Consider the following 12,958-nt stretch of genomic DNA (forward strand, 5'->3'; position numbering starts at 1 on the left):
CGCGGCGCTCAAGACCATCTCCGCGCTCGGGGTACCGCGTGCCCAGGTCCGCATCTGGGTCTATCGCCTGCCGTCCCTGATCGGTGCGATCGGCGCCGTGCTGTTGACCTATTGGACGGCGCTTGCCTTCGTGACCCGGCAGGGCGCGGCGCTGGCCGCGTTGATGATGGCAAGCTGCGTGCTGCTCGGGGTCGAGGCGCGGCTTGCCAAGACCGACGCGATGCTGCTGCTGACCGTGACCGCGGCGATGGGCGCGATGGCGCGGGTCTATCTGTCCTGGCAACGCGGCGAGGATCCTGCGCATCCGTCATGGGGACCGCCCGCGATCTTCTGGACTGCGCTCGCGGTCGGCATCCTGCTCAAGGGGCCGCTGATCCTGATGTTCGTCGGCCTTGCGATGGCCGGGCTTGCGATCCTCGATCGGTCGGCGGCTTGGTTCTGGCGGATGCGTCCGGTGTGGGGCCTGATGTGGACCCTGGTGCTGGTGCTGCCGTGGTTCGTGCTGATCTTCCTGCGCGCCGGCGAAACCTTCTTTGCCGACTCGGTCGGCGGCGACATGCTGAGCAAGCTCGGTGCCCAAGAGTCCCATGGCGCGCCGCCGGGGCTCTATCTGCTGCTGTTCTGGATCACGTTCTGGCCGGCTGCGCCGCTCGCCGGCATGGCGGCGCCGGCGGTCTGGCGTGCGCGGCGCGAGCCCGGCGCCCAGTTCCTGCTGGCCTGGCTGGTCCCGTCCTGGATCGTGTTCGAGGCGGTGCTGACCAAGCTGCCGCATTACGTGCTGCCGCTCTATCCGGCGATCGCGATCCTGACCGTGGGGGCGCTGGAGCGGCGCGTGCTGTCGCGCTCCTGGCTGATCCGTGGCGCAGCCTGGTGGTTTGCGATCCCTGCATTCGGGTCGGTGCTCGTGATCGTCGGCGCGATCAAGGCGATCCACCAGCCGGTGTTTCCGGCCTGGCCGTTGTTCGCCGTCGCGATGGTGTTCGGCCTGATCGCCTGGTGGATGTTCGAGGACAGCCGCGCCGAGCGCTCGCTGCTCAATGCGGTGATCGCCGCGGCGTTGCTGGCCGGTGGCACCTACGGTGTGGTGCTGCCGCGGCTCACCACGGTGTTTCCAAGTCAGGAGGTCGCGCGGGCGCTGCGCAACGTGACCTGTGTCGGCCCCAAGGCAGCGGCGGCCGGCTTCCATGAGCCAAGCCTGGTGTTCATGACCGACACCTCGACGCTTCTCACCGACGGATCGGGCGCGGCTGATTTCCTCGGGCAGGGCTCGTGCCGGTTCGCGCTGGTCGAGCAGCGCTCGGAGCGCGCCTTCGTGCAACGCGCCGAGGCGATCGGCCTGCGCTACAACGCGCCGGTCCGCGTCGAGGGCTACAACATCTCGCAGGGCAAGGCGGTCTCGATTGCGATCTTCCGTTCCGAAGGGACGGAGTAGCATGCCGGCGCCGCCAGCCCCTGCGGAATCCGCCAATTATTTCGGACGATTGCTGACGCTGGTCTGGCTGTCGCTTGCCCAGCTCGTGCGCGCGCCGTCGCATTCGCGACGGGCCGCAGCGGCGCGGCGCTCGGCGCGCCACGTGCTGCTGCTCGTGGTCATCGTCGGCTGCGTCATCGTTACGCTGATGTACGCGATCGATGTTGCTGAAATCAGCATCATGCCGCCGCGCGGCACGCCGAGCCTCTGGTGGGTGAAGATCCTGACCGACTTCGGCAAGGACAAGTATGTGCTGTGGACACTCGGCGTGCTGCTGGTCGCGGTCGCGCTCGCAGCACCCGCGTTGCGCGGCGTGGCGCGGGCGACCTTGCTCGGCTTGGGGACGAGGCTGCAATACCTGTTCCTGTCGGTTGCCTTGTCGGTCGCGGTGGGTGAGGTGATCAAATGGGTCGTTGGCCGCGGACGACCGTTCGTCGGCGGCCAGGCCAATGCCTTCAACTTCCAGCACTTCGCCGGCACGGAGGCCTATTCGAGCTTTCCGTCCGGACATTCGATCACCGCGTTCGCGCTGGCTTTCGCCGTGTCGGCGGTGTGGCCGCGGGCGCGGGTCGCGATGCTGGTCTACGCGCTGATCATCATCGCAACGCGGCTGGTGCTGCTGGCCCATCATCCGAGCGACGTGGTGGCGGGAGCTGCGGTCGGCGTGATCGGCGCGATCGCCGTGCGCTACTGGTTCGCCGCCCGCCGCCTTGGTTTCGCCATCGATCGCGATGGCGCGGTTGCGGCGTTGCCGGGCCCCTCGGAAGGGCGCCTCAAAAGGGTTGCGAGGAGCGCCTTCGCCCCATAAAAGCGGTCGCCCGGCGGCCGGATCGGGCGGGTTCCAGCCGCGGACCCCACATTCAACCACGAGTGCCGAATTGCCTGTTTCCGACCCAACGCCGGTCGCCGTTTCCATCGTCGTGCCCGTGCGCAACGAGTCGGACAATGTTGCGCCGCTGGTCGCCGAGATCGCGGCCGCGCTCGACGGGCGTTGGGCTTACGAGATCATCTACGTCAACGACGGCTCGACCGATGCCACCGGCGAACGGCTCGGCGCGATCATGGCGCAGCGGCCCAATCTGCGGCAGCTCCGTCACGCGGTCTCTTCGGGGCAATCGGCGGCGGTGCGCAGCGGCGTTCGTGCCGCGCGCGGTACGATCGTGGCGACGCTGGACGGCGATGGCCAGAATGATCCGGCATTCCTGCCGGACCTGATCACGGCGGTCGCGAGCGGCAACGGGCGCGTCGGCCTCGCCGCGGGCCAACGCGTCGGGCGCAAGGATACCGGATTCAAGAAGTTGCAATCGCGGATCGCCAATGCGGTGCGCAGCATCATCTTGAGTGACGGCACGCGCGATACCGGGTGCGGGCTGAAGGCATTTCCGCGCGACGTGTTCCTGGCGATGCCCTATTTCGACGGGCTGCACCGCTTCCTCCCGGCGCTGGTCCGCCGCGAAGGATATGCGATCGCCTATGTCGACGTCGTCGACCGACCGCGCCATTCCGGCGTGTCGAACTATGGATTTTTCGACCGGCTGTGGATCGGGATCATGGATCTCGCCGGCGTGTGGTGGCTGATCCGCCGCAAGAAGCCGACGCCTGTCGTCACCGAGGTGACGGACGTTACCGAAGTGCCGGGCGTGACCAAGGTGTAATGATGCTGATTCAGTACGGCCAGGCGCTGAGCGCCTATTTCTACGACGTGTTCGTCGCCAAGTTCGACTTCTGGCTGGCGTTCGGCCTCGTCGCGCAATTGCTGTTCACGGCGCGCTTCCTGGTGCAGTGGATTTCCAGCGAGCGCGCCGGGCAGAGCGTGGTGCCGATGGCGTTCTGGTTCTTCTCGATGGGCGGCGGTCTGATGACGCTGATCTATGGGCTTGCCAAGCGCGAGCCGGTCATCATCATCGGGCAGGGCCTCGCCACATTGATCTACATCCGCAACATCATGCTGATCATGAAGAACCGCGGCCGCGCGTCGAAGACGCTCAACAACTGATTCGCGCGGTCGCGAGCCGTGCCAGCGGTATGCCGGGCTTCCCCGGGAATTTCGACATCATCCAGCAACCGAATCCGATCGAACGTCAAACAATCGCCTCAAGCGGCATGGCATCTACGGTTCGCCGTGGGCGTGGCGGCATTCCGTGACCGTGCCCCAGGGAATAAGGGGCGTTGATGACTGGCCGCGGCGAAGCGACGAGAACGGATAGACATTCATCGAGCGTTCGCGATGTCGCCTTGCTGGACGAGCCGCCGCTGACCGGTGCAGGCGGCCTGCCGGACCGGCGTGCAGTGAGTGTCCGCTGGATGGCGGCGACGGTCCTGATCGGGACTGCTGCCGTCGCGCTCCTTGGTAGCGCGCTGCGCGGAACGTTCGGCTATCACGCAACATTTGCAGCGTCGCCGGTGGTTTCGGTTCCGCACGTTACGGGGCAGGTGGTCGATGACGCGCGGCGCGGTGACCGGCTCGACCACAAGCTCAGCTCGCAGGAGACTCCGGTCGCGCTCAAGATCGAGCAGTTGAGCGATGCCGGATCGGTCCGGCCGTTTACCCGCGTGTCGGCACGGCTTGCCGAGATCGATCCCGGACCGTCACAGGACGATCACCGCGAATCGGCGGAAGGCAGCAAGAACAACCAGCGAGTTGGCTCGCAACATTCGTTGCTGTCGGAATTGCCATCGATCATCCGGGCAGGCCGATCGCGCGGCGAGTTGCCCGGCGGTACCAGCGCTTATGCCGACGATGGAGAGGGGGCGCATGCGCCATCGCCGATCGGCGAACCAGTCAATGTAACGAGCCTTCCGAAGTCGCCTGCTTCGACCGGTCACCATCGGCACATCGTGATCGCCAGAGCTGGTGACACGCTCGCGGCTATCCTGCACGCCGTGAAGGCGGCGGTCGACGATGCGCCGTCTATCCTGGCTGCCTTTCCGTCATCCGGTGACCGCAAGACACTGTCCGGCGGCGAGAAGATCACGATCATCGAGCAGAACGACGGCGGCGCTTCGTCAAACGCTCATGTCGCGAAGGTGTCGATCGAACAGGTGGACTCGACCGTGTCCGCCGTCGGTCGCACCGACAGCGGTCAATACCAGGCGATCGTGCCGGAGCAGCCGGATCTTGCCGTGCGGAACGAGAAGTTGCTGCGTCAGACCATCGATACGCATTCTGTCCCCGGCGAAACGCTACGTGACGGCCTCAACGCGCTTGCACGGTCCAATCACGTCGACGAGGGCATCGTTGCCGAATTGCTGCGTCTTTGCGGCCGCGACTTCGACCTCGATGGACCGCTCGGCGATGCCGATGTTGCCAAGATCATCTATGCCCCCAACGAGATCGGCCAGCCGGAACTGGTGTTCATCGACCTCGCTGCTGGCGGCCAGACCCGCCGCTACTACCGGTTCACGGCGCCGGATGACGGCAGCTCCGACTTCTACGACGAGGGCGGGCAATCGATCACCAAGTTCCTGTTGCGCAAGCCGGTGGTCAGCGGTCGCCTCGGCGACGGGTTTGGCTGGCGGATTCATCCGATCCTGGGCGATCGCCGTTTCCATGAGGGCGTCGACTACGCCGCGCCGTATGGGTCGCCGATTGCCGCCGCCGGCGCCGGCGTGGTCGAGACCGAAGGGTACGAACGCGGATATGGCAAATACATCCGGATCCGCCACGATCGCGGTTATGAGACGACGTACGCCCACATCGCGAGCGTCCCGCCCGAGCTGAAGATCGGAGACCGCGTTCGTCAGGGCGAGACGATCGCCTATGTCGGATCGACCGGGCTCTCGACCGGACCGCATCTCTATTATGAGGTGCGGATCAACGGCCGCAACGTCGATCCGCTCCGGATGAAGTTGTCCGGCGGCCGGCTGCTGCAAGGGGAACTGCTTGGCGCTTTCGATCGCCAGCGTGACAGCATCGACCAACTGGCTGCTGCATCCGCGTCTCCACAACGCCGCCTCGGCTCCGAGAAGCGGCCGCCGACATAGCGCAGCGCGCATTCGGTCGATCAAAGCCGCCCGGGCGCCGGGAGCTCGGCCGCGTCCACGGCTTTCTCGCGATCGGCCGCGGTCTCGCCGGCGGCATCGAGCACGGGATAGGCGACCGAGCAGATGTGCGAATGGATGCGGCGGAGGTCGCGCAGCACGTCGAGATGCAGCGAGGTGGTCTCGATCGTCTCCGGCCGTCCCTCGCGCAGCCGCTCCAGATGGCGTTCGACGGCGGCGAGCTCCGCCGCGCGCAGCGCCGCCTTCTCGGTGAGCAGTTTGCGGGCCTCGGCGGCGTCGCCTGACATGAACACGCCGAATGCGATCCGCAGCGAGTCGATCGTGCGCTTGTGGAACGCCGACAACTCCTCGGCGCCTTCGGCGGAGAATTGCAGGCGGTGCTTGATCTTCTTGGTCGCGAGCTCGCTCAGGTTCTTGTCGACGATATCGCCGATATGCTCGAGGTTGATCGCGAATGCGACGATCTCCATGGCGCGATGGCCCTCGCGCTCATCCAGGCTGCCGCGGGTGAGTTTGGTCACGTAGAGCTTGATCGCCTCGTTCAGCCGGTCGACGGTGTTGTCCATCTTCGACACCTGGTCGACCAGGGCGCGATCGTTGGTCATCATCGCCGCCATGACCTTGCGCAGCATGGCCTCGGTATGGTCGCCCATATGCAGCACCTCGCGCGCGGCATCGGCGAGCGCGAGCGAGGGCGTCTCCAGCGCGCTCTCGTCGAGATAGCGCGGCCGCGACGGATCGGTCTCCTGCGCCCGCTTCGGCAGCAGCCGCTCGAGCAGCCGCGCCATCTGGTCGAGCACGCCGATGAACAGCAGCGCAGTCGCGACGTTGAAGGCGATGTGGAACAACGCGGTCGCCTTGGCGAGATCGGGTTGCCAGGCGTGGACGGCCTCCGTGATCGGGCGCAGGAACGGCACCACCAGCAGGACACCGACGACGCGGTTGACGAGGTTGCCGACCGGCAACCGGTAGCTCGCCGGATTGTCGCGCCGCGCGCCTTCCATCAGCGGATTGATGGCGCTGCCGAGATTGGCGCCGAGCACGAGCGCGAACGCGGCATAGGGCGAAATGAACTGGGAATAGGCCAGCGACATCACCAGCAGCACGCTGGCGACGCTGGAATGGACCAGCCAGGTGACGATCGCGCCGATCAGGATGCAGAGCACCGGATCGCCGGTGATGGCTCCGAGGAACACGCGCACGCCCGGGGCATTCTCGGCCGGCGCCATCGTATCGAGCAGGATGTGCAGCGCGAGCAGCATCAGGCCGAGACCGATCGAGACCCGGCCGAGATCCTTGATCCGGGAGCGCGGGCCGCTGCGGAACGCGACGAGGCCGGTGATGAACAGCACCGGCGCCACGGCTGCCACGTTGAACGACAGCACCTGCACGATCAGCGTGGTGCCGATATTGGCGCCGAGCATGATCGCGAGCGCCGGCACCAGGCTGACGATCTCCTCGGCGGCGAACGAACTGGTGATCAGGGCGGTGGCAGTCGAGCTTTGGAGCAGGGCGGTCAGGCCGAGGCCGGCGCCAAGCGCGCTGAACCGGTTGTTCAGCGCCCTCGCCAGCAACAGCCGCAAATCCGGCCCGAAGGCACGCAAAATTCCACTGTGGACCATGTGCAGGCCCCACAGCAGGAGCGCGACGCCCCCCATCAGATCGAGCAGAACTAGACTTCCCATACGTCCTGGATATCCCGGCAAATTCGAGTCGAAGGATTCACGCTATCGCCAAATGACTGCGGATCAACCCCTTTTTGTTCCCATCGCAACGGGATTGTCCGGTGAACGAATTCCGAAAATGACCGTTCAATTGCGAGCGGTTCCGCTAGCTAGTTCCCAATCTTTCCCGGCTATGACGGTAGGAACGAGAGAGCTGTCCAGCCAGCAAGCTGTCCAGAAAGGCTTTGGGGATCAGTATGTTTGTGAATCGCCGTAAGAGCGAACGCCGGCCCTGCCGGAGCGTTGCAAAAATTCAGCTGGGCACGGGGTCGTTGCCCCGCGATTGCATGATCACCGATATCTCGGCCGGTGGCGTCAAGGTGATCGCCGAATATCTGGAGATTCCGCCGGAATTCACCATCATCCTGTCGAGCGGGAGCCCGCGTCAGTGCCGTCTGGCCTGGCGGATCGGGCACGAATTCGGCGCCCAGTTCGTCGACTGACCCGGCCACCGGCCCACGCCCGCTGAATGTTCGGCACCGCATCTGGGCCAGATGACGGCGACATGATGGCATCCTTAACCGGAACTTAGGGTTAAGCTGTGAGCATTCCGGAACCTTCGCTGTTCCGAGTCTCGTTGATGTCAGAGAAACTATCCCGACCAATTGGCCGCGCGCGCCGGTTCGCTGGCTCGGTGTCCGCCGCAATCCTGCTGATCGGGCTGTCCGCCTGCCAGACTTCTGGCCCGTCAGACATCACTGGGTCACTGGGCGACACCGCGGAGGCCACCCCGGCTCCCGCCGATCCGCGGCGCGATATCGCGACCTATCAGGAACGCGTCCGATCCAATCCGAAGGACGTCGATGCCGCGCTGAAATATGCCCGGGCGTTGCGCGCGACCGGCCAGCGGGCGCAGGCGGTCGCAGTCATGGAGCAGGCGGTGCTGGCGCAGCCGAGCAACAAGGCGCTGCTCGCGGGCTACGGGCGTGCGCTGGCCGACAATGGCAATTTCCAGCAGGCGTTCGACGTGCTCGGGCGCGCGCACACCCCGGAAGATCCGGACTGGCGCATCCTGTCGGCGCAGGGCGCAGTGCTCGACCAACTCGACCGCCACGACGAGGCCAGGCAGTATTACGCGAGCGCGCTCAAGATCGTGCCGGACGATCCGTCGGTGCTCTCCAATCTCGGCCTGTCCTACCTGCTGTCAAAGGATCTGCCGAAGGCCGAGGAGACGTTGCGCCGTGCCCAGGCGCGCGCACCCGGCGACATGCTGGTGCGAACCAATCTTGCCGTCGTGGTCGGCCTGCAAGGCCGCCAGTCCGAGGCCGAGACCATCATGAAGGCCGATTTGCCGCCGGAGCAGGGCTCAGCCAATGTCGCGGCGTTGAAGCGGCTGTTGGCGCGCAGGGATGCGAGCCGGACCGACAAGGACAAGATTCCGGTTGCCGCCAGCCGTCGCGACTAAGGCGCGACGGCGTTGCTGGTGACTTGAGACCGGATCGCTAGCCGGCGGCGCGGCGCGACTGCAACTTCTTGAGGATCGGCGACAGGAACGACTCGCGCGCCTCGGCGAGATCGGGGCGGCCGGTGAGGCGTTGCGCGATCTGCAGGAAGGTTTTGGTGGTGCGGTGCCGCGCCGAGACTTCCGCGATCATCTGGCCGTTGTTGGCGGCTTCACCGAACAGCCTGCAATCGAACGGGATCGCCGCGATCGGCTGGCTTTCGATCGCCTTGGCGAAATCCTTGACCTCGATCTCGGGACGCTTCGACATGCCGACCTGGTTCAGGCAGTAGAGCGGCGGCCGGTCGTTGGGACGCGCGGTCCGCAGCAGGTTCATCATGTTCTTGGTGTTGCGCATGTTGGCGAGATCGGGCTCGGCGACGATCAGGATATCGTCGGCGCCGACCAGCACGCGCTTGGTCCAGGCGGTCCATTGATGCGGCACGTCCAGCACGATGCAGGACGTGGTCATGCGCATGGTGTCGAAGATGGCGTCGAAGGCTTCGGCGCCGAAATCGTAGACCTGATCGAGGGTGGCGGGCGCCGCCAGCAGGCTGAGATGATCGCTGCATTTGGCGAGCAGGCGATCCATGAACGCGCTGTCCGGACGTTCCGGTGAGAACACCGCGTTGGCGATGCCCTGGGCCGGATCCTGGTTGTAGTCGAGGCTAGCGGTGCCGAAGGCGAGGTCGAGATCGACGACGACTGAATCGAGCCCGAGGTCGCGTGCGATGGTCCAGGCGACATTGTGCGCGACGGTCGAGGCCCCGACGCCGCCCTTGGCGCCCGCGACCGCGATCAGGCGGCCGACCGAGACAGCTTCGGAGGCCGAGAACAGGCTACAGATCGAGCGCACGATATCGAGCACCTTGACCGGCCCGACGACGTAGTCGTTGACGCCGCGCCGCACCAGTTCGCGATATGGCGCGGTCTCACCGGGCGTGCCGAGCACGACGACGCGGGTGCCGGGATCGCAGACCGTGGAGAGTTCATCGAGACCGGCGAGGAAGTCGTTGTCCGGCTCGGTCTCCAGCATGATCACGTTGGGCGTCGGCGCCTTGTGATAGGCGTCGATCGCCGCGGCGATGCCGCCCATATGGACGGAAAGGTGCGCCTTGGCGAGCCGGCGGTCTTCGGCGGCGGCGCGCGCCGTCGTGGCGGTCGCGACGCTGGCGCAGAAAGCCTGCACCGAAATCCGCGGCGCCGGCGCGATGTAGTCGTTGGCGGTCTGCGGCTCGTCTTGCGGTTGGGCGGTCATTTCGCGGCGTCGCTCAGCTTGGCTTTCTCGGTTTCCGGATAGGAGGTCGCGGTCGATACGCCCTTGCGGTATTTGTCGAAGGCGATCGAACGACGCGGCGTGTAGGCGGCGGTCTCGCTTCGCGGCTGCTCCAAATCGGACGGATTGGCGACCATCGCGGCAAGGTTGCGCTGGGTGGCGCAGCCGAAATTGTCGTACTGCTTGTTCTGGTTGTAGCTCGGATTGTCGATCGAGGGGCCGAGGTCGGTCGGCCACAATCCGCACGGGCCGGCGACGGCAGCCATTTTCGGGTAGCTGAGGCGAATGGTGGCGAGCGCGCGCGGATCGTCGGTTTGGTAGGAGCGCCTGGTGATGGCGTGGCCGGGCACGCCCATCGATTCGAGCAGGCCGCGGATCTCGCGATACACCGCCTGCGCCGAGCGCGAATTCGGGGTGTCGGCCGGCACGTCGATGGCGATCGCGCCGGTGCCCTCGCGCCGCCAGGTGCGCGCCAGCCCCATCACGTCGTCGCGCTGCGTCTCGGTGAGATTGCCGCGGGCGCGGCCCACGAACACGACGATCGACTGCTCGCCTTCTGTGACCGCGATCGGGTGCCGCAGCCGGTAGTCGTCGGGCAGGGTGCCGGTGACGACGTCATTGTTCGTCAGGTTGCAGCCGCCGAGCGCGATCGCTGACGCGGCGAGGGCGCCGAGCAGCGACAGCGTCCTGAGGTGACCGGCCCGTGTGTTGCGTGTCATCATAGGATCCCCCAATCCCTCAGGTCCGCGTCAGTCGATGATGAAGCCGAAATTGACCGGCGTGGCGCCGATCGGCTCGCCGCGGGCGGCAACGCCGTAGATGCGATTGACGCGCGCCAGCAGCGCCGACTGCGCGTCGGAGGCCGGTGCAAATCCGTCGTCGGGACGCGACAATTCCTTCTGCGCAACGGCGCGTACCACATAGGGCGTCACGATGACCATGAGCTCGGTCTCGTTGTTGACGAAGTCCTGGCTCCTGAACAGCTGGCCGAGCACCGGAATCTGATCGACACCAGGCATGCCGTTGATGGCCTGCTTGGTCTGTTCCTGGATCAATCCCGCCATCGCGATCGAGCCGCCGGACGGCACTTCCAGCGTGGTGTCGGCGCGGCGGGTCTTGATCGAGGGAATGGTCGTGCCGCCCTGGCCGCCGGTCAGGGCGTTGTCCATCGAGACCTCGGAAACCTCGGTCATCACCTTCAGGCTGATGCGGCCCTCGGTCAGCACCACCGGGGTGAAGTTGAGCGAGATGCCGAACTTCTTGAAGCTGACGGTCTGGACGCAATTGCCGATCGTGCCCGAGGTCGTCGTCTGGCAGGTCACGCCGGTCGGAATCGGAAACTCGCCGCCCGAGACGAAGGTCGCGGATTCGCCAGAGATCGCCGTGAGGTTGGGTTCGGCGAGCGTCTTCACCACGCCCGCGCTCTCCATCGCGCGCAGCGTCGCGGTGACTGTCGGCACGCCGAGCTTGTTCACGGCCGCGCCGGTCAGCGAATTGGCTGCGAGCGGTCCGTTGTTGGCGGTGAAGGCATTCGCGTTGTTGAACACCACCGCGGCGGTGCCGTAGTTCATGTTGGCGCTGAGATCGACACCGAGCTGCTTGACGACGTCGCGGCGCACCTCGGCGACGGTGACCTTGAGCATCACCTGGTCGCGGTCGCGCACGACGATGGAGTTGACGACCTTGTCGGCGCTGCCGACCAGCTTCGCGGCGATGTCGCCGGCCTGCTGGGCTTCCACCGGGCTCGACACCGAGCCGGTCAGCACCACGCTTTCGCCGACGCCCTCGATCTGGACGCCGGGCAGCATCTGCTTCAGCGCCGCCCGCATGCCGTTGAGGTCGCGCTTGATCGCGATGTCGTAGGAGGCGACCTGGTTGCCGTCGGCGTCGAAGAACACCACGTTGGTCTGGCCGACCGCCGCTCCGATGATGTAGGCGCGCTGCGCCGATCGGATCACGGCATTGGCGATCTTGGGGTCGGCGACCAGAACGTCCTTGGCCTCGCGCGGCAGGTCGACCACCACCGACTTGCCGACGCCGAGCGAGACGGAGCGCGTCTTGGCGGCGATGCTGCTGGTTACCGCGATGTCGGCGTTCTTGTCGGGATCGGCCGCGCTGGCGAAAGCCGGGACCAGCATGATCGCTGCAACCGCCGAATAGGACAGCGAACGGGCCAGCATGGTCCGCATCGCCAGTTGTCTTGCACCCGTTGTCATATCGAAGCCCCCATCACTTCTGTGTCGTCTGAGAGCTCAGGATGCCGAAGCGCACCACCTTGATGCTCTCGCCCCGCTTCGGGGCATGTTCGCCGGTCTCGTCGACCTTCTCGTTGACGTCCGCGATGCTGCGCAGTGCGAGCGCCAGAGTGCCTGTTTGCCGCGCTCGCGCGAGCGTCTCGGCCTGTTCAGGCTTGAGCTCGAGGGTCACGGTCTTGCCGATCAGGGAGTTGTTGCCGTCCTTCTCCTTCGGCGCCTGGTCGATCGCCAGCACGCGGACGTTGGACAGCAGGATTTCGGTGGTGACGATGTCGCGACCGCTCAGCTGATCGGGGTTCTTGTCGCGTCGCGACAGGATCACGTCGACGCGGTCGTTCGGCAGGATGAAGCCGCCGGCGCCGGTCTCCGGCGAGATTTCCGTGGAGATCGCGCGCATGCCGGAGGGCAGGATCGCGGCCATGAAGCCGCTGCCATTGGCCTTGACCAGTTTCTGCTCGCGGATCGGTTCGCCGATGATGAAGGGGGCGCGCGCGATCGAGCCGATCACTTCGTTCATGGCATCGGCATTGGTGTCGTGGCGCAGGAACGCGCTGCTCGCGGTCTCGGCCGGCCAGCGCTGCCATTGCACGTCTTCGGCCTTGAGTGCCTGTCCGAGACCGATGTCGGACTTCGCCACCAGCACCTCGACCGTCGGAAGCTGCGGCGCGGCCGGCTGCGCCACCTGCGCGGGTTTGTGATCGCCGATGCTCGCGAGATACATCGCCGCGAGGCCTGCGACGCCGGCGATGCCGAGGACCACGATGCGTGCCGTCTTCATGGAATTGTCTG

At 66.1% G+C, this 12,958-nt stretch carries 12 protein-coding genes; 7 read left to right on the top strand and 5 right to left on the bottom strand.

The features are described 5' to 3' along the window. The 5 genes from B2W55_RS31790 to B2W55_RS31810 all read left to right on the top strand — a co-directional run. The coding region (locus B2W55_RS31790) for an ArnT family glycosyltransferase (RefSeq protein ID WP_291532731.1) at positions 1 to 1,432 on the top strand (1,432 nt) is incomplete at its 5' end. 1 nt (position 1,433) lies between these two features. Further along, positions 1,434 to 2,279, top strand: coding sequence for a phosphatase PAP2 family protein (locus B2W55_RS31795; protein ID WP_024583599.1), 846 nt, complete (start codon positions 1,434 to 1,436; stop codon positions 2,277 to 2,279). A 70-nt stretch (positions 2,280 to 2,349) separates the two neighbouring features. Continuing rightward, positions 2,350 to 3,126: a glycosyltransferase family 2 protein gene (locus tag B2W55_RS31800; protein WP_024583600.1), complete on the top strand. Its 777-nt coding sequence runs from the start codon at positions 2,350 to 2,352 to the stop codon at positions 3,124 to 3,126. Positions 3,127 to 3,128: 2 nt separating this feature from the next. Next, positions 3,129 to 3,467, top strand: a complete 339-nt coding sequence (locus B2W55_RS31805; RefSeq protein WP_024583601.1) for a lipid-A-disaccharide synthase N-terminal domain-containing protein — start codon at positions 3,129 to 3,131, stop codon at positions 3,465 to 3,467. Between the two features lie 239 nt (positions 3,468 to 3,706). Further along, positions 3,707 to 5,455: a M23 family metallopeptidase gene (locus tag B2W55_RS31810; protein WP_024583602.1), complete on the top strand. Its 1,749-nt coding sequence runs from the start codon at positions 3,707 to 3,709 to the stop codon at positions 5,453 to 5,455. A 20-nt stretch (positions 5,456 to 5,475) separates the two neighbouring features. On the opposite strand, the gene B2W55_RS31815 is transcribed toward B2W55_RS31810, so the two are convergent. Beyond that, entirely contained in the window at positions 5,476 to 7,158 is a 1,683-nt protein-coding gene (locus B2W55_RS31815) for a Na/Pi cotransporter family protein (protein ID WP_024583603.1), read from the bottom strand. 236 nt (positions 7,159 to 7,394) lie between these two features. Between B2W55_RS31815 and B2W55_RS31820 the strand changes: the two genes are divergently transcribed. Then, the gene (locus tag B2W55_RS31820; RefSeq protein ID WP_024583604.1) at positions 7,395 to 7,640 is read left to right on the top strand and encodes a PilZ domain-containing protein; all 246 of its coding nucleotides are present in this window, start codon (positions 7,395 to 7,397) and stop codon (positions 7,638 to 7,640) included. Positions 7,641 to 7,777: 137 nt separating this feature from the next. Continuing rightward, on the top strand, positions 7,778 to 8,602 hold the full coding sequence (locus B2W55_RS31825; RefSeq protein WP_024583605.1) for a tetratricopeptide repeat protein: 825 nt from the start codon (positions 7,778 to 7,780) through the stop codon (positions 8,600 to 8,602). Positions 8,603 to 8,639: 37 nt separating this feature from the next. Here B2W55_RS31825 and B2W55_RS31830 read toward each other — a convergent pair whose 3' ends face one another. The 4 genes from B2W55_RS31830 to cpaB are packed head-to-tail and all read right to left on the bottom strand — an operon-like array spanning position 8,640 to position 12,947. Continuing rightward, positions 8,640 to 9,896, bottom strand: coding sequence for an AAA family ATPase (locus B2W55_RS31830; RefSeq protein ID WP_024583606.1), 1,257 nt, complete (start codon positions 9,894 to 9,896; stop codon positions 8,640 to 8,642). Continuing rightward, positions 9,893 to 10,636 carry a CpaD family pilus assembly protein gene (locus tag B2W55_RS31835; RefSeq protein WP_100555049.1) on the bottom strand — a complete coding sequence of 248 codons (744 nt, stop codon included), beginning with the start codon at positions 10,634 to 10,636 and terminating at the stop codon, positions 9,893 to 9,895. The genes B2W55_RS31830 and B2W55_RS31835 overlap by 4 nt, the downstream gene beginning before the upstream one ends. A 27-nt stretch (positions 10,637 to 10,663) precedes the next feature. Continuing rightward, the gene (locus tag B2W55_RS31840) at positions 10,664 to 12,130 is read right to left on the bottom strand and encodes a type II and III secretion system protein family protein (protein ID WP_024583608.1); all 1,467 of its coding nucleotides are present in this window, start codon (positions 12,128 to 12,130) and stop codon (positions 10,664 to 10,666) included. Between the two features lie 13 nt (positions 12,131 to 12,143). Further along, positions 12,144 to 12,947, bottom strand: coding sequence for a Flp pilus assembly protein CpaB (gene cpaB / locus B2W55_RS31845; protein WP_024583609.1), 804 nt, complete (start codon positions 12,945 to 12,947; stop codon positions 12,144 to 12,146). Positions 12,948 to 12,958 lie beyond the last annotated feature (11 nt).

Source organism: Bradyrhizobium sp. UBA2491 (assembly GCF_002341725.1).
Classification (GTDB): domain Bacteria; phylum Pseudomonadota; class Alphaproteobacteria; order Rhizobiales; family Xanthobacteraceae; genus Bradyrhizobium.